The organism is Streptomyces sp. NBC_00250 (assembly GCF_036192275.1).
Lineage (GTDB): Bacteria > Actinomycetota > Actinomycetes > Streptomycetales > Streptomycetaceae > Streptomyces.
This window is the reverse complement of the sequence record NZ_CP108088.1, coordinates 2590746-2606254: the sequence shown is the minus strand read 5'-3', so window position 1 is coordinate 2606254 and position 15509 is coordinate 2590746. Positions and strand designations below refer to the sequence as shown.

The following is a 15509-nucleotide window of genomic DNA, read 5'->3' as shown; positions in this document are numbered from 1 at the left end:
GAGACGCGGGCGGTGTTGGGGACGGACGGCCGAACGGCGGCGGCCGGGTGAGTGAGAGGCCCCGCCGGACACGCCTGCCCGCTCTCTCGTCCGCACCCCCGAGTCCCTACGAACGGGTGGACCGGCGGGCCGGGGGACGGGCCCGCCGGTGCCCCGGATCCGGGCCCTCGGGGCAGCCCCGTGTGCGCTCCGCCGAAGTGGTGAGCGGCTCTTGGGGTGCACGCCGCGCCGTGTGTCCTGCCGGAGTGCCGAGGCCTCGACGGCTAGCGTCTGGATGCGCTCGGTGATCTTGAGGACAGTCCCCTGTCCGCCCCTGGCGTCCCCTTCCGAGCTCACCAAGTCACCCCTGTCCCAAGGGAGTTCTCATGTCCGAATGGAAGACGTCGGCACGCCGTGTGCTGACCGCAGCCGTCCTCGCCGCCGCTCTCGCCCTGCCCCTTGCCCCCACCGCGTACGCCGAGGAGTGCAAGCCCGAGGACCAGGCCTGCCTGGACAAGGAGGCCAACGCCAAGGAGGCCAAGGAGATCGACGAGCAGCAGAAGAAGACCCAGGAGGCGGCCGGCCAGGCCGACAAGGACATCAAGGCGGCCGGCAAGAAGCTGGAGGAGTGCCCGCCCGGCTCCAGCTCCTGCATGGAGAAGCTGGCCGATACGGGCGGCCGCGAGGAGGACGGCCTCAAGGAGATGGGCACGACCATCTCCACGTACAAGCCGGAGCCCGCCGAGAACGCCGCTCAGGCGGTCGACTCCACCTGCGCGGCCTTCCCCGCCTCCCTGCCGCAGGGGTCGAGCGACCCGGGACAGTCCCCCTTCCCGGCCTCCCAGCTCTGCTCGCTGCTCGGTTCCTGACCCACTTCCCTTCCCCCTCCCTTCTCTCCCTCTCCCTTCCTCCCCCCTGTACTCCTTCCGTCCCGAAGGGCTCCTTCGTCATGCCTGAACGTCGTCCCCACGCCGTCCCGCCCCTGGCCCGCTCCCTCACCCTCACTCTCGCCCTCGGGCTCACCGCGCCCCTGGTCCTGCTCACCCCGCCCGCCGCCGTCGCCGCCGAGGAGGGGCCGGGCGAGACCCCCGTCGCCCGCGCAGTCACCGCCGACGGGCGGCCCGCGCGGATCGCCGACGTCCTGGAGTACTGCGGGACCAAGCGCACGGCCTGCACGTTCGCCATCGACCCGGCGCGGGACCGCGAGTACGCCACCGCCGTCAAGTCCCTCGGCAACGCCGTCGTCAACTGCACGACCAGTGACATGGGCGTCGACCGGACGGTCACCCTGAGGACCAGCAGCACCGACAACATCGGCGGCGAGATCTCCGGGAAGATCACGGCCGAGGGCACGATCACCGCCTCCGGCGAGGTCACCACCAACCTCAGCAACGACATCACCAGCGAGAACAAGACACCCAACCTGAAGGACGGCCCGACCTCGACGAACGGCACCAAGACCACCGTCGCGGGCGGCGCGAAGGTGGCCGGTTCGCTGAGCGCCAAGCTCGCCTTCGAGGCCGCCTTCAAGGCCACGTACTCCAAGTCGTGGACGACCGAGAACACCGAGGCGACGGTCTACAAGACCACGGTCAAGCCGTACGACATGCTCGTCTTCGGCGCGAGCGCCGCCATGCGGCGGGTGGTGGGCGATCTCGTCACGGACACGGGCAAGAAGATCCTCAACGTGAGCGTGGACAGCCCCTCCATGGTCAACACCAGCAGCTTCGTCGCTCAGACGTACGCCGTCCCCGACCGGCTCTGCGGCCGCAAGCGTCCCGCCGGTGACACCGCGTCCGACGCCGACAACAGCACCCCCGGCGGGCTTCGGAGCGGCGCCGCCGTACGGGAGGTGCCGGCCGCTCGGGCGGTGCCGCCGGGTGCCGACCCGAAGCGCGAAGTCGTCCTGCCCGCCAACGGTTTCTGATCCCGGAGGAGTCCCCTCATGCATCGCTCCCTCTCCGCGCTCGCCGTCCTCGGCGCCGCCGGGATCCTGATCCCCCTCCCCCTCGCCCCCCACTCCGCCGTCGCCGCAGCCGCGGCCGCCGCCGCGCAGTCCGTGCCCGTCCTCAACGGCGACTTCGCCGACCCGGTCATGAAGGGCGACGGACCCACCACCGTCGGCATCGACTTCTGGACCGGCTCCAACCAGCGCTACTCGCCCACCGCTTCGGGCCGCACCGACGCCTCCCACGGCGTCGCCCTGCAGAAGGACGGCAACACCCTCCAGCAGCGGCTGCGCGGCGTCCGCGCCGGCGCCAAGGTCACGGTGAGCTACGAGGACAGCCCCGCCGTCTCCAAGGAGTGCACCGGCGAGCAGGTCGTCGCCGGGCAGCCGTACGCCGTCGTCGGCTCCGGCGGTGCGGTCCAGGAGGCCACCACCGCTGGAGACCCCGACCGTACGAAGGGCAAGCCCGGTCCCGGCCGTTGGACCGCCCGCAGCTATGTCTTCACCGCGAGCGAGAACGAGCCGCTGCTCACCTTCACCTCCCGGGTCACCGACTCCCGTACCCATGTGACCTGTTCACCGATGATCGCCCGCATCCGCGCGGTCGAGGTGCCGCGGGACCTCGACAAGACCGTGAACAAGACCGCGCTCGGCACCTCGGAGGCGTACAAGGGCAACGACCGCGAGAGCACCCTCCACAACGCGGCCGCAGCCTGCAACGGCGAGAACGCCTGCACGTTCCAGCCGGACACCCGCATGTCCTTCCGCTACTACGACCGGGCGAGGGTCGTCGGCGAGGCCTTCGTCAACTGCACCCGCAACCCGCTGGAGCACTCCCGGCTCCTCTCCTACGCCGAGCGGGGGCACGACAGCATCTCCCAGACGTACGCCGACGCGAACCTGGCCCTCAACGAGGTGGCCAGGCTGCCCACTTCAGGCGTACGGGACGAGGACGAGAAGCGCATCAAGGAACGGCCCATGGCCGCCCAGTTCGCCCTCGCCTACGAGAAGGGCTGGCAGCGGCCCTGGCAGTGGTTCAGCAGCGACCAGCGGACGATCGTGGAGAAGATCCAGCCCGGCGAGGTGAGCTGGGTCGAGATGCAGCCCAGCCGGGAGCGGGTCGAGGGCTGGTTCGTCAGCAAGAAGGACGACTACCGGCTGCACGCCGTCATCGACGGACCCTCGCGGGCCGTGCCCGACCGGCTGCTTCAGCGCACCGGTCCCATGTCCGAGGCGGAGAAGCAGCGTTGCGCCGCCGCCCGGCCCATGACCACCACCCCGGTCGGCGCGGACGCGCCCGCGAGCTCCAGCGACAAGGGCCTCCTCAAGATCCCGGCGCCGACGGCTCCGGGTGCGCGCTCCTCGGAACGGAGCATGCCGCTGGACTGACCCCTCTTCCGGTGCCGGACCGCCGCCTCACCCCGCCACGGCGGTGAGGCGGCGCCCGTACGCCGTCCGGGCCGAGAGCGCGGGCCACGGCGAACAGGTCGGGGCCGCCAAGGAGGTCGTCGACGTGGACGCCGGCTGCGTACGATGACCGGACGGCGGTGGCGGGAAGGGGTGCGGGCGTGACCGACCTTCCGGACCTGAGGAAGCTGCGGGTGCTGCGGGAACTCAGCGAGCGCGGCACCGTCAGCGCGGCCGCCCAAGCGCTCCACCTCACCCCACAGGCCGTCTCGCAGCAGATCAGTGCCCTGGGGCGTGAGTTGGGCGTCCCGCTCACCGAACCGTCCGGGCGCCGGCTGCGGCTCACGGGAGCCGCCCGGATCGTGCTCAGGCACGCCGACGCCGTCTTCACCCAGGTCGAACAGATGCGCGCGGAACTGGCCGCCCACCGGAGCGGAGAGCGCGGGGAAGTGGCGGTCGCCGGCTTCTCCACCACCCTGTCGGCGCTCATCCTGCCCGCCGTGGCCCGACTGCGGGAGACCCGACCGCTGTTGCGGACCTCGCTGGCCGAGGTCGACCCGCCGGAGAGCTTCTCCCTGCTACGGCGCGGGGAGACGGACGTCGTGATCTCCGCGGACACGACCCGGCCGTCGCCCGGTGCGCCGAGTGAGGAACGCCCTTCCGCCGGGCTCCCCGACGGACGCACCGATGGGCCTCCCGACGAACGCACCGACGGACGCACCGACGGACGCACCGCCAGGACCTCCGACGGACGCACCGACGGGCGGTTCCACCGGGTCGCGCTCTGCGACGACCCCTTCGACATCGCCCTGCCGGCCGGGCACCGGCTGCTCGACAGCGAGCGGCTGCTGCTCGCCGACCTCGCCGACGAGACCTGGATCTTCGCCACGACGGGCCTCTGCCACGACATCGGCGTCGCCGCGTGTACGGCGGCCGGGTTCACCCCGCGGGCCTCCCACGCCATCGGCGACTGGGACGCCACGCTCGCGGCGGTCCGGCTCGGCCTCGGGGTCGCGCTGGTGCCGCGCCTCGCCAAGCCGGTCCCGCGGCCGGAGGTGACGATCCGCGCGTTCAGCGAGCGGGCCCCTTCACGTACGGTCTTCGCGGCCGTGCGGGAGGGCAGCCAGACGTCGCCGGAGATCGCCGCCGTCCTCGACGAGCTGCGTACGGCGGCCAGGGCGGCCGTCGTCGGCTGAGCGGGCGCAGCCTGCCCCTCCACGGCTCCGGCCCGCTGGGACGCGATTCGCCACGGCTGGTGGACGGTACCTTCCACCAGCCGTTGCTGGACCCGTCCGACGGCCGGTGCGAGGCTCGGTGCCGTACCGCGGAGAGCTCCGCGCGTCCCCTTGCTTCGTCCTCCTCTTCCTCCTCATCCTCTTCATCCTCTTCCAACTCCTTGCCGAGCCTTGAGCTTCGGAGAGCGGGAACACCCATGTCCAAAGCCACCTACACGCGGCTGGCCGCACTGAGTCTCGTCTGGGGCTCCGTCTTCCTGTGGATCAAGATCGCCGGGTACGGATTCTCACCCGTGCAGATGGTGCTGATCCGGCTCGCGCTCGGCGCCGTCGTCATCCTCGCCCTCGGTTACGCGAAGGGGCTCCGGCTCCCGAGGGAAGCCGCCACCTGGGGCCATCTGACCGTCGCCGCGCTGCTCGGCAACGCCGTCCCGTGGACCCTCTACGCCGAGGGGGAGATCGCCGGATCGAGCAGCGTCGCCGCCGTGGTCAACGGCAGCGCGCCGATCTGGACCCTGGGCGCCGCCCTGCTGCTCGGCCAGGAGAAGCGGGTCTCCGGCTTCAAGGCCGGCGGCGTACTGCTCGGTCTCGGCGGCACCGCGCTCATCGCCTCCCCGTGGAACTCGGCCTCGTCCGGCACCGGTTGGAGCGTCCTCTGCTTCGTCCTCGGTTCGATCAGCTTCGGCGCCAGCTTCGCCTACATGGGCAGGTTCCTCGTGGGCAAGGGCATTCCCCCGCTGGTGCTCGCCGGAGGGCAGCTCAGTGCGGCCACCGTGCTGCTCCTGGTCGCCTTCCCCTTCCTGGGGCTCCAGACCATCACCTGGCGCGCCGACTCGGTGATCTCCGTCCTGATCCTCGGCGTCGTCTGCACCGGCTTCGCCGCGCTGCTCAACTTCGAGCTGATCATCAAGGACGGGCCCACGGTGGCCTCCACCGTCACCTATCTGATGACCGCCGTGGCTGTGGTCCTGGGCGCCGCGGTGCTGCGCGAACCCCTCGGCTGGACCGTGTGGCTCGGGGCGGTCGCGGTGCTCGCGGCCACCGGTCTGCTCCGGCGCAAGCCGCGGCCGGCACCCGAACCTGCGCCCGGGACCGCCCCCGCACCGACGACGGCGGCCGAATAGCGCGCTCCCTTCCCTGAGGAACTGCCGTTACCGCCGCGCGAGTCGCGGGTCCGGCACCCGTTCCGCGGGTCGTTCGCCCGGCCGTCCGCCCCGCCCTGCCGCCTCGCCCCCCGCCCAAGTCCTGGGTCTACCGCTCGTGTTCGCTCCGACAGCCCGTCCCCTGGCCGTACCCCTGCTTCTCGGGGTTCGGCCCCGCACCCACCGGCACAGGCCCCGGCTGCGGCAGCCGCAGCTGCCGGGTGTCGTCGTCCGCTTCGGCCGCGTGCCGGCCGCGTCGTCGTGTGGCGGCGAGGCCGCCCGGCCACCAGTTCCACCGGCCGAGGGCCGTCATCAGGGCCGGCAGGACGAAGACGCGGATCACGACGGCGTCCAGCAGGATCGCCGCCGCCAGGCCGACGCCCAGCTGCTTGAACTCCACCATGCTGAGCGTCCCGAAGACGGCGAATACGGCCACCATGACGATCGCCGCGCTGGTGACGACGCCGGCGGAGCGGGTGATGCCGTCGCGGACGGCGGCGCGGACGTCGGCGCCGTCGAGGGCCGCCTCGCGGATCCGGCTCACGACGAACACGTGGTAGTCCATCGAGAGTCCGAAGAGGACGACGAACAGGAAGAGCGGCAGCCAGGAGACGACCGCCCCCGAGCTGTGGAAGTCGAGCACGCCCTCGGCCCAGGTGTTCTGGAAGACCGCGACGAGGACACCGAAGGACGCGGCCGCCGACAGCAGGTTCAGGAGGATCGCGGAGAGCGCCACGGCGAGCGAGCGGAAGATGACGGCCATGGTGGCGAAGGTCAGCAGCAGGACGAAGCCGACCACCCACGGCATCCGGTCCTCCAGGTGGCCGGTGAAGTCGACCCCTTGGGCGACCTTGCCGCCGACCGCGCTCTCGGCGTCCTGGACGGGTGCGATCGCCCGGGGCACCCAGGCCCGCAGCAGTTCGAGGGAGTGCCGCGCCCCCTCGCTCCTGGGCGAGTGCGGCGTTCCGACGGCAACGGTGTGGACGCGCTTGTCGGCCGACGCGCGGATCGTGGGCGTCCGGTCGTGGGCGAACAGCTCCTGGCCCCCGGTGCGGTCCAGCAGGGTCCTGAGCGCGGCCTCCACGTCACCGGCCCGCTCGGCCGGGGCCCGTACGGCCACCTGGTGCACGGTGCCCTTGCTGGGGAAGGCGGCGGTCAGCCGGTCCATGGCCCGGACGACCGGGATGTCACGCGACAGGTCGTCGGAGCCGGGCTGCTTCAGCTTCATGTCGAGGGCGGGCAGGGCGAGGGCGAGCAGGGCGCCGACGGAGACCACCAGGGTGAGCACGGGCCGTACGAGTGCGGGGCGCAGCAGCACGGGCCAGAGCCGGGACTCGCCGGAGCGCATGGTGAGCCGCCACAGGAGCGGCACCTTCGGCCGGTCGACCCAGCGGCCGAGCTTGGCGAGGAGCGCCGGGAGCACGGTCAGCGAGGCCAGGACGGCGACGGCCACGACGATGATCGACCCGGTGGCCAGGGAGGCGAAGGTGGCCTCCTGGGCGAGGTAGAGACCGGCCATGGAGACGATGACGGTGGTGCCGGAGACCACGACGGTGTGTCCGGAGGTCTCGGCGGCGATCTCGATGGCGTCGAGGTGCGAGGCGCCCTTGTGGCGTTCCTCGCGCTCCCGCTTGAGGTAGAAGAGCGAGTAGTCGACGCCGACGGCCATTCCCATGAGCAGGATGACGTTGCCGACCGCGCTGGTCTCCGGCAGGACGTGCGAGGCGAGGGTCGACAGGCCGATCGCGGCGCCGACGCAGGACATGGCGAGCAGCACGGGGACACCTGCGGCGATGATCGCGCCGAAGACGACGAGCAGGATCAGCAGGGTCAGCGGAAGGCTGATCAGCTCGGCCTTCTCGAAGTCCTCGCCCAGGGTCTCGCCGAGTCCCTTCGCGGTGGAGCCGGTACCGATCTGGTCGATCCGGATGCCCTCGTGGGCCTTCTGGGTGGCCGCGCTCGCGTCGAGGAGCGGCTGGACCCGGGTGTCGGCGTTCTCGGTGTCGCCCGTCATCGTCACCGGGAGCAGCAGGGCCGTGCCGTCGGGGGAGGGGAAGGCGGTGCCGACGCTCTCCACCTCGGGCAGGGCCCTCATCCTCCCGGTGAGTTCCGCGGCCGCCTGCCGCGCGGTGGCGACGTCCACCTTCCCGCCGTGGGCGGCGGTGATGAGGACGTTCTCCTCGGGCTTCTCGGTGAAGTGCCCCGAGGCGGTGATCCGGCCGGCGCGCCCGGATTCGCCGACCCCGGACTCCTCGTCGCTGATCTTGTTCGTGCCGGCGGCTCCGCCCAGGAAGAGACAGAGAGCGACGAAGACCACCCAGAGCCCGATGGCGGTCCACGGATGAGTGGCGCTCCATCGTGCGATCCGTACCGTCGCCGGTTTCCTTCGCATTTTCCGTTCCTCCCGTTGTGCTTCCGTTTCGCGACGGGAGAAACGCTATTCACGGGAGAATGAAGGGAGTACGAGGTAAACCGGTGCGGTTTCCCGTAACGCCGTGCAGGGAGTTCCAGGAGCTACGGCTTTGGATACCGGGCGGGCTTGATGGCGGCGTCGCCAGTGGGACCGGCGGAACCGGTGGGCCGGTGCGGCGGTTGCGGCGGACCAGCAGTTGGTGGTGTCCCGGCTGCGCGTCGGCGAGGTCGGCCAGGGCCCAGTCGTAGGGGCGCAGTCCCTTGGCTCGGTGGCCGCGCCTGTCCCCACACCGCCCCTGGCCAGCTAGATCGCGGCCTACGGCTGGGATACTTACGATGAGCATGCTGGTCAATCTCGGCGCCTTCGGTTGGAGGAGGTTCGCGATGACACACGATGGCGGGCTGAGGCTGCATCTGCGGCGTGTCCTCCGCGCACCGCGCTCGGTCATATTCCGAGCATTGACCGAACCGCAGGAACTGGCCAAGTGGTGGGGCCCTGACGGGTTCACCATCCCACGTGTGGAAAGCGACCTTCGGCCAGGCGGTAGGTATCGGATCGCCATGCAGCCTCCGGAGGGCGATCTGTTCTACCTGGTGGGGGAATTCGTTGAGGTCGACCCTCTGGAACGCCTGTCCTACACCTTCCGATGGGAGGATCCCGATCCCGAGGATCGGGAGACGGTGGTGACGCTGTCGCTTCGCGATATCGGCGGTGCACGGGCCGAGTTGGTCATCAGCCAGGGTGACTTCGCCACCGAGAGGCGCCAAGCTCTTCACGAGGAGGGCTGGACTCAGAGTCTCGACAAGCTGGAGGAGCTGGTGTCGTCGGCCTGAGATCTTTGCCGCGAGGAGGGGCCCTGACGGTGGCCGTACCTGTCTTCGCACCGCCCCTGAACAGCAAGATCGCGGTCTACGGCTGGAGTACTAGGACTCCAGATAGCGGAGCACCGCCAGGATCCGTCGGCTGTAGCCGGTCGTATGCGTGAGTTCCAGCTTGTCGAAGACGGTGTTGAGGTTCTTCTCCACCGAACTCAGCGAGATGTGCAATTTCTGCGCGATGGCCGCGTTCGTGTGCCCCTCCGCGAGCGCCTCCAGGACCGTCCGCTCCCGGGGCGTCAGCCGCGCCAGCGGGTCCCCGTGCGTGGTCCGGATGACCAACTGCCGTACGACCTCCGGGTCGATCGCCGCACCGCCGGCGTGGATCCGTTCGAGCGCGTCGAGGAACTCCTCGACCTGCGCCACCCGGTCCTTGAGGAGATAGCCGACCCGCTCGGCATTGGCCGCGAGGAGCTTGGCCGCGTAATTCCGCTCGATGTGCTGCGAAAGGACGAGAACACTCACCTCGGGCCAGCGCTCCCGGATCTCGACGGCCGCCCGCAGCCCCTCGTCCGTATGGGTCGGAGGCATCCGGATGTCGACGACGACGATGTCCGGCCGCCGCTCCTCGACCTCCTTGAGCAGCGTCACCGCGTCACCCAGCGCCGCCAGGACCTCGTGGCCCTCCTCGACGAGCAGCCTGACCAGGCCTTCTCGCAGCAGGGTCGAGTCCTCGGCCAGGATTACGCGCATGGCAGCTCCGCGGTGACGGTGGTCGGTCCCCCGAGGGGGCTGTGAATGTGCAGCACGCCGTCGAGCGCGGCCACCCGGCTGCGCAGTCCGGTCAGCCCGCTGCCGGTCTCGCTCGCGCCACCCGCGCCGTCGTCCTCGACCCGTACGGTGAGCTGCGCCCCTTCGAGCGCCACCGCGACCGAGATCGCCGAGGCCGAGGAATGCTTGGCCGCGTTGGTCACGGACTCCGACACCACGAAGTAGGCGGCCGTCTCGACCGGCCGGGGCAGCGGGGCGCCGACCTCGAAACGGGTCCGCAGCGGAATGTCGCACCGCTCGGCGACGCCGCCGATCGCCTCTTCGAGCCCGAGGCTGTCGAGCGCGGACGGGTACACCCGCCAGGCCACCTCGCGCAGTTCGGTCAGGACGCCCTGGGACTCCTGGTGTGCCTGGAGCAGCAGCGCGGCGGCCTGCTCGGGGTCGCGGCCCCGGCGCGCCCGGCCGATCAGCATGGCGAGCGCCACCAGGCGCTGCTGGACACCGTCGTGCAGATCGCGCTCGATGCGCCGCCGCTCGGCGTCCACGGCCTCGACGACCGCGGCCCGGCTGGTGGCGAGTTCGTCGATGCGGCGCTGGAGCAGTTCCCGCTCGGAAGGCCCGAAGCACTCCCGGGCGGAACGGGCGTCGAGCGCGGCCAGCGAGTACAGGCCCTGGACGTCGAGGAAGAGCAGCACGCCGCCGAGCAGGACCTGGGTGAGCAGCTCGTCCCAGCCGAGGGTGCCCCGGACAGCGCCGTGGGCGAGGAGCCCGGCCAGGACGGCGCCGAACACGAGCAGCCCGATCACCACCGCGCAGAGCAGACCCGTGTAGCTGCGGATCGCGAGATAGCGCAGCATCTTCTGGTCCGAGGCCTTGTAGTGCTCGGGGAAGAGATCGGCGAAGAAGGCGGAGCGCCGGGCCCGTTCGACGGTGACCAGGCGCCGGGCGCCGGCCATCAGGATCTCCCGAGCGCTGGACCGGGTGCGCGGCCAGAGCAGGAACGGGCCGAGGGCCGCGCCGACGACGAGGAAGTAGAGGGCGCCGATCAGAGCGGTCGCACAGCCGAGGAGGGTCCCCAGTCCGCGCCGGGGCCAGTACGGGGTGGTGGTGCGGGTGACGGTCCCGTGTACGCCCCCGCCGTTCCCGGTGTCTGCTGAATCCCCTGAATCCCCGTCCCCGTGCACGGGGCCCGACACTAATGCGCCCGCACAGCCCGGGCAAGATCGCCAGGGCTGGGCGGGAAGCGGTGCCGTACCGGTGGGGCGGGAGCCGAGGGTCACGAGGCGCGCCGGTGCTGGGCGGCCTGGCCGCGACCGCGCAGCCGGACCGCGACGTAGGCCACGACGGCGATGACGACACCCACCAGGACGGCCTTCGACAGGACACCGACGTAGGTCTCCACGACGTCCCACCGGTCGCCCAGCCAGTAGCCGGCCATCACGAGGACGCTGTTCCAGACGAGGCTGCCGAGTGTGGTGAGCATGATGAACAGCGGCATCGGCATCCGCTCGACACCGGCGGGCACCGAGACGAGGCTCCGGAAGATCGGCACCATCCTGCCGAGGAAGACGGCCTTGGTGCCGTGCTTGGCGAACCACTCCTCGGTACGGACCAGGTCCGAGGACTTCACCAGGGGCAGCTTCCGCCAGATCGCGTGCACCCGGTCCCGGCCGAAGAGCACCCCGATCCAGTAGAGCGCCACCGCGCCGACCACCGAGCCGAGCGTCGTCCAGAACAGCGCCGAGGCCAGGCTCAGCACGCCCTGCCCGGCGGCGAAGCCGGTCAGCGGCAGGATGACCTCGCTCGGCAGCGGCGGGAAGAGGTTCTCCAGGGCGATGGCGAGACCGGCGCCCGGGCCGCCCATGGTGTCGACGAGGCCGGCGGCCCAGCCGGCGACGCCGTCGGCGGGCTGCTGGGACTGCTGGGCGATCACCGTCGTCGTGAGGTTCATGAGCGACTCCAAGCGGGCGGGGAGGTCGGGGGCGGGCGCCCCGTTCTTCTCCGTCAAACCTAGAAATCCCTGATCAGCGCCGGTATGAGGGTTGCCGTTCAACCAGGTGGTGTTCTCCGCACCCCCGACCCTGCGGTTTTCCGCAGGGTCGGGGGTACGGTGCCCCGCCGCCGGGCTCCCCGGTTCGGGCGGAGGCCCTCCACGGACCGCCTACCCTTGGACGCATGACGAGCAGCAGCGACCGGAGCACCGCAGTGAGCGTTGACGGCACCAAGACCTATGAGATCCGCACCTACGGGTGCCAGATGAACGTCCACGACTCCGAGCGGCTCTCCGGTCTGCTGGAAGAGGCGGGTTACGTCAAGGCCCCCAAGGGCTCCGACGGAGACGCCGACGTCGTCGTCTTCAACACCTGCGCGGTCCGCGAGAACGCCGACAACAAGCTGTACGGCAACCTCGGCCGGCTCGCCCCCATGAAGACCACGCGCCCCGGCATGCAGATCGCCGTCGGCGGCTGTCTCGCCCAGAAGGACCGCGACACCATCGTCTCCAAGGCCCCCTGGGTCGACGTGGTCTTCGGCACGCACAACATCGGCAAGCTGCCCGTCCTCCTGGAGCGCGCCCGCGTGCAGGAGGAGGCGCAGATCGAGATCGCCGAGTCCCTCGAGGCGTTCCCCTCGACCCTGCCGACGCGCCGCGAGTCCGCGTACGCCGCCTGGGTCTCGATCTCCGTCGGCTGCAACAACACCTGCACCTTCTGCATCGTCCCCGCCCTGCGCGGCAAGGAGGAGGACCGCCGCCCCGGCGACATCCTCGCCGAGATCGAGGCACTGGTCGCCGAGGGCGTCTCCGAGATCACCCTGCTCGGCCAGAACGTGAACGCGTACGGCTCCGACCTCGGCGACCGTGAGGCCTTCTCCAAGCTGCTGCGCGCCTGCGGACAGATCGACGGCCTGGAGCGGGTCCGCTTCACCTCCCCGCACCCCCGCGACTTCACCGACGACGTGATCGCGGCGATGGCCGAGACGCCGAACGTCATGCCGCAGCTGCACATGCCGATGCAGTCCGGCTCGGACTCGATCCTCCGGGCGATGCGTCGTTCCTACCGGCAGGAGCGTTTCCTCGGCATCATCGAGAAGGTCCGCGCGGCCATCCCGCACGCCGCCATCTCCACCGACATCATCGTGGGCTTCCCCGGCGAGACCGAGGAGGACTTCGAGCAGACCATGCACGCCGTCCGCGAGGCCCGCTTCGCGAACGCCTTCACCTTCCAGTACTCCAAGCGCCCCGGGACCCCGGCGGCCGACATGGACGACCAGATCCCCAAGGCGGTCGTGCAGGAGCGCTACATGCGGCTCGTCGCCCTCCAGGAGGAGATCTCCTGGGCGGAGAACAAGAAGCAGGTCGGCCGCACCCTGGAGGTCATGGTCGCCGAGGGCGAGGGCCGCAAGGACGGCGCCACGGACCGCCTCTCGGGCCGCGCCCCCGACAACCGTCTCGTCCACTTCACGAAGCCGGACGAGGACGTCCGCCCCGGCGACGTCGTGACCGTCGAGATCACGTACGCCGCCCCGCACCACCTGCTCGCCGAGGGCCCCGTCGCGTCGGTGCGCCGCACCCGCGCCGGTGACGCCTGGGAGAAGCGCACCACCGCGGCCGCCGCGAAGCCGGCGGGCGTGCTGCTCGGGCTGCCGAAGATCGGGGTCCCGGAGCCGCTCCCGGCGGCCGAGGTCCCGGCCTGCGGGAGCCACTGACACCGTTCGTACCTGTGGGGGGAACGCATGGAGAGCACGGAGAAGTGGATCGTCTTCGCGCAGTACAAGTCGGGTGACTCCTGCTTCACCGAGGTGGTCTCCCGGGTGACCGGCACCCGGGAGGACGCCCGGGAACAGCTGCTCGCCGCCACTCGGGCGTACCACGCGCCCATGCGGGAGAAGTGGCGCGAGGTGTACCGCATGCCGGGCGGCGACAGCTATCTGGTGATCGTCAAGGGCGCGGTGACGCTCTCCGAGATCACGATGGGCATCGCGGAACTGGTCCACGACTCGAAGGACGGCAAGACCGAGTAGACGCCCGGTCGGACCGGGACGCCGAAGCCGATGCCCGGTAACGCGGGGACAGAGCCGGCCGACACCCCCGCGGAGGGCCCCCGTCGACGCTCCGGCCCGACGGCCCGGCCGGGGCCCACCAGACCACCGTGCCACCAGGTCACCGTGCCGCCAGGTCACCGGTGTGTGAGGGAACCCGGCCGCGTGAGCCTCGCGCAGTAGGCTGCGGATCATGCTTGTCGCCGCAGCCGTCTGCCCCTGCCCGCCGCTCCTCGTGCCCGAGGTCGCGACCGGTGCCGCCCCCGAACTGGATGCCGCGCGGGCGGCCTGTACGGACGCCGTCGGGCTGCTCGCCGCCGCGCGCCCCGACCTGCTGTACGTCGTCGGTCCCGCCGACGAGGGCGCCCACGGCGTCTTCCCGGCCGGCTCGACGGGCTCCTTCGCGGGCTTCGGCGTCGACCTCGCCGTACGGCTGGGAGGCTCCGCGACGCCGGGAGACCCCGCCGGGCACGGGGACTCCGTACCGTCGGCCGAGGGGTCGGTCGCCGACCGGCCCCTGCCCGCCTCCCTCGCCGTCGGAGCCTGGCTCCTCGGCCGGGCGGGCTGGGCAGACGCGCCGATCGAGGGCCTGGGCGTCGACCCGTCGGCCACACCCGACGTCTGCGCCGGGATCGGTCGCGGGCTCGCCGACTCGGCCGATCGGGTCGTTCTCCTGGTGCTGGGCGACGGCAGCGCCTGCCGGACGGTGAAGGCCCCCGGCTATCTCGACGAGCGGGCCGCCGGCTTCGACGCCGAGGCCGCCCGCGCGCTGGGCACCGCCGACGCCGCCGCGCTGCTCGCCCTGGAACCGGAGCTCGCATACGAGTTGAAGGCGGCCGGACGCGCCCCCTGGCAGGTCCTCGCGGGCGCCGCCGAGGGCGCGGGCCTCGACGGCCGGCTGCTCTTCGAGGACGCCCCGTACGGCGTGGGGTACTTCGTGGCCGCCTGGTCCTGAGTCCGGGAAGAGTCCCGACTTCGGAACGGATCCGGAAGGAAGCCCTAAGAGAACGGCGGACGGCCGCGGAGCGAGGTGCTCCGCGGCCGTCCGCCGTGCGGAGGGACCGTCGGGTGACGCCGGACGTCAGGCGGCCGGCGGCGGGGTCGCGCCGCCGCTGCCGGAGGTGCCGTCGTCCTTGTGACCCATCCGGTCCAGTGCGCCCTTGGCCTTGTCCGTACCGGAATGGATCTTGTCGCTGTACTTGCCCTTGGTCTTCTCGTCGACCAGCTTCGCGGCCTTCTCGATGCCGTGGTCGATCTTGCCCCCGTGCTGCTGCGCGAGGTCGGCCACCTTGTCCTTGGCCGGGGCGAGCTTTGCCTTCAGCGAATCCAGGAGACCCATGGGCCACCTTCCCTCCGCGGACTCCCCAGGAGTCCGTGTTCCGAGTCCTGCCTACTTACGGGCGCCCTCGCCGGCCTCGTTGTCCGCGGCGGCCTCGGCCGACTGCTGCTTCGGGATCTCCACGACCTCCGCGGCGACCGCACCGGTCGCCGCCTCGCCCGCGTCGACATCGTCCGCATCCACGTCGCCGCTCGCGGTCTCGACCTCGCTGCCGGCCTTCGCGGTGTCGGCCACGGCCTCCGGGGTGTCCGTCCCGGACTCCGTGTCGCCGTCCTCCGCCGGAGCGACGGCCCCGGTCTCCTCCGGCGAGGCCGCGGCCGCATCCTTCTTCTTACGGCTAAACACTGCAAAAACGCCCATATTCACTCCATAGCGTACTCGGATGGGAGGGATTCCGTGGCGATCGACGGCCGGAACCTCGC

At 71.3% G+C, this 15509-nt stretch carries 15 protein-coding genes; 9 read left to right on the top strand and 6 right to left on the bottom strand.

Annotated features, from left to right (window positions below):
* Nucleotides 1-365 precede the first annotated feature (365 nt).
* From OG259_RS11570 to OG259_RS11550, 5 genes are all read left to right on the top strand, one after another.
* A complete protein-coding gene (locus OG259_RS11570; protein ID WP_328942207.1) occupies nucleotides 366-848 on the top strand; it encodes a hypothetical protein in 483 nt (160 codons plus the stop codon).
* A gap of 80 nt (nucleotides 849-928) precedes the next feature.
* Complete coding sequence (locus OG259_RS11565) at nucleotides 929-1906, top strand: hypothetical protein (RefSeq protein WP_328942206.1); 978 nt, start codon at nucleotides 929-931, stop codon at nucleotides 1904-1906.
* An 18-nt stretch (nucleotides 1907-1924) separates the two neighbouring features.
* Nucleotides 1925-3316 (top strand): hypothetical protein, encoded by a 1392-nt coding sequence (locus OG259_RS11560; RefSeq protein ID WP_328942205.1) that lies wholly within the window; start codon nucleotides 1925-1927, stop codon nucleotides 3314-3316.
* A 179-nt stretch (nucleotides 3317-3495) separates the two neighbouring features.
* A complete protein-coding gene (locus OG259_RS11555) occupies nucleotides 3496-4530 on the top strand; it encodes a LysR family transcriptional regulator (RefSeq protein ID WP_328942204.1) in 1035 nt (344 codons plus the stop codon).
* A 236-nt stretch (nucleotides 4531-4766) separates the two neighbouring features.
* Complete coding sequence (locus tag OG259_RS11550) at nucleotides 4767-5693, top strand: DMT family transporter (RefSeq protein ID WP_328942203.1); 927 nt, start codon at nucleotides 4767-4769, stop codon at nucleotides 5691-5693.
* Between the two features lie 127 nt (nucleotides 5694-5820).
* On the opposite strand, the gene OG259_RS11545 is transcribed toward OG259_RS11550, so the two are convergent.
* Nucleotides 5821-8103 carry an MMPL family transporter gene (locus OG259_RS11545; RefSeq protein WP_328942202.1) on the bottom strand — a complete coding sequence of 761 codons (2283 nt, stop codon included), beginning with the start codon at nucleotides 8101-8103 and terminating at the stop codon, nucleotides 5821-5823.
* 356 nt (nucleotides 8104-8459) lie between these two features.
* Here OG259_RS11545 and OG259_RS11540 point away from each other — a divergent pair, with 356 nt between their 5' ends.
* Complete coding sequence (locus tag OG259_RS11540) at nucleotides 8460-8957, top strand: SRPBCC family protein (RefSeq protein ID WP_328942201.1); 498 nt, start codon at nucleotides 8460-8462, stop codon at nucleotides 8955-8957.
* 90 nt (nucleotides 8958-9047) lie between these two features.
* Here OG259_RS11540 and OG259_RS11535 read toward each other — a convergent pair whose 3' ends face one another.
* The 3 genes from OG259_RS11535 to OG259_RS11525 form a co-directional block, all read right to left on the bottom strand.
* Entirely contained in the window at nucleotides 9048-9692 is a 645-nt protein-coding gene (locus OG259_RS11535) for a response regulator transcription factor (RefSeq protein WP_328942200.1), read from the bottom strand.
* A complete protein-coding gene (locus tag OG259_RS11530) occupies nucleotides 9683-10894 on the bottom strand; it encodes a sensor histidine kinase (RefSeq protein ID WP_443051946.1) in 1212 nt (403 codons plus the stop codon). Before OG259_RS11530 ends, OG259_RS11535 begins: the two co-directional genes overlap by 10 nt.
* A 92-nt stretch (nucleotides 10895-10986) precedes the next feature.
* Entirely contained in the window at nucleotides 10987-11661 is a 675-nt protein-coding gene (locus OG259_RS11525) for a DedA family protein (protein WP_328947057.1), read from the bottom strand.
* Between the two features lie 224 nt (nucleotides 11662-11885).
* Between OG259_RS11525 and miaB the strand changes: the two genes are divergently transcribed.
* The 3 genes from miaB to OG259_RS11510 all read left to right on the top strand — a co-directional run bounded on the left by miaB (nucleotide 11886) and on the right by OG259_RS11510 (nucleotide 14703).
* Nucleotides 11886-13415 (top strand): tRNA (N6-isopentenyl adenosine(37)-C2)-methylthiotransferase MiaB, encoded by a 1530-nt coding sequence (miaB, locus tag OG259_RS11520; protein ID WP_328942199.1) that lies wholly within the window; start codon nucleotides 11886-11888, stop codon nucleotides 13413-13415.
* 27 nt (nucleotides 13416-13442) lie between these two features.
* Nucleotides 13443-13730 carry a hypothetical protein gene (locus tag OG259_RS11515; RefSeq protein WP_328942198.1) on the top strand — a complete coding sequence of 96 codons (288 nt, stop codon included), beginning with the start codon at nucleotides 13443-13445 and terminating at the stop codon, nucleotides 13728-13730.
* Between the two features lie 211 nt (nucleotides 13731-13941).
* Nucleotides 13942-14703: a class III extradiol dioxygenase subunit B-like domain-containing protein gene (locus OG259_RS11510; protein WP_328942197.1), complete on the top strand. Its 762-nt coding sequence runs from the start codon at nucleotides 13942-13944 to the stop codon at nucleotides 14701-14703.
* 126 nt (nucleotides 14704-14829) lie between these two features.
* Here the strand turns inward: OG259_RS11510 and OG259_RS11505 are convergent, their stop codons facing one another.
* Nucleotides 14830-15087 carry an antitoxin gene (locus OG259_RS11505; RefSeq protein WP_328942196.1) on the bottom strand — a complete coding sequence of 86 codons (258 nt, stop codon included), beginning with the start codon at nucleotides 15085-15087 and terminating at the stop codon, nucleotides 14830-14832.
* A 51-nt stretch (nucleotides 15088-15138) separates the two neighbouring features.
* On the bottom strand, nucleotides 15139-15447 hold the full coding sequence (locus OG259_RS11500) for a hypothetical protein (RefSeq protein WP_328942195.1): 309 nt from the start codon (nucleotides 15445-15447) through the stop codon (nucleotides 15139-15141).
* Between the last annotated feature and the right edge of the window lie 62 nt (nucleotides 15448-15509).

What these genes read in the sequence shown, in the direction of transcription:
- OG259_RS11570 (WP_328942207.1), top strand. Translation starts at nt 366, where the DNA reads ATGTCCGAATGGAAGACGTCGGCACGCCGTGTGCTGACCGCAGCCGTC.
- OG259_RS11565 (WP_328942206.1), top strand. Translation starts at nt 929, where the DNA reads ATGCCTGAACGTCGTCCCCACGCCGTCCCGCCCCTGGCCCGCTCCCTC.
- OG259_RS11560 (WP_328942205.1), top strand. Translation starts at nt 1,925, where the DNA reads ATGCATCGCTCCCTCTCCGCGCTCGCCGTCCTCGGCGCCGCCGGGATC.
- OG259_RS11550 (WP_328942203.1), top strand. Translation starts at nt 4,767, where the DNA reads ATGTCCAAAGCCACCTACACGCGGCTGGCCGCACTGAGTCTCGTCTGG.
- OG259_RS11545 (WP_328942202.1), bottom strand. Translation starts at nt 8,103, where the DNA reads ATGCGAAGGAAACCGGCGACGGTACGGATCGCACGATGGAGCGCCACT.
- OG259_RS11540 (WP_328942201.1), top strand. Translation starts at nt 8,460, where the DNA reads ATGAGCATGCTGGTCAATCTCGGCGCCTTCGGTTGGAGGAGGTTCGCG.
- OG259_RS11535 (WP_328942200.1), bottom strand. Translation starts at nt 9,692, where the DNA reads ATGCGCGTAATCCTGGCCGAGGACTCGACCCTGCTGCGAGAAGGCCTG.
- OG259_RS11525 (WP_328947057.1), bottom strand. Translation starts at nt 11,661, where the DNA reads ATGAACCTCACGACGACGGTGATCGCCCAGCAGTCCCAGCAGCCCGCC.
- miaB (WP_328942199.1), top strand. Translation starts at nt 11,886, where the DNA reads ATGACGAGCAGCAGCGACCGGAGCACCGCAGTGAGCGTTGACGGCACC.
- OG259_RS11515 (WP_328942198.1), top strand. Translation starts at nt 13,443, where the DNA reads ATGGAGAGCACGGAGAAGTGGATCGTCTTCGCGCAGTACAAGTCGGGT.
- OG259_RS11510 (WP_328942197.1), top strand. Translation starts at nt 13,942, where the DNA reads ATGCTTGTCGCCGCAGCCGTCTGCCCCTGCCCGCCGCTCCTCGTGCCC.
- OG259_RS11505 (WP_328942196.1), bottom strand. Translation starts at nt 15,087, where the DNA reads ATGGGTCTCCTGGATTCGCTGAAGGCAAAGCTCGCCCCGGCCAAGGAC.
- OG259_RS11500 (WP_328942195.1), bottom strand. Translation starts at nt 15,447, where the DNA reads ATGGGCGTTTTTGCAGTGTTTAGCCGTAAGAAGAAGGATGCGGCCGCG.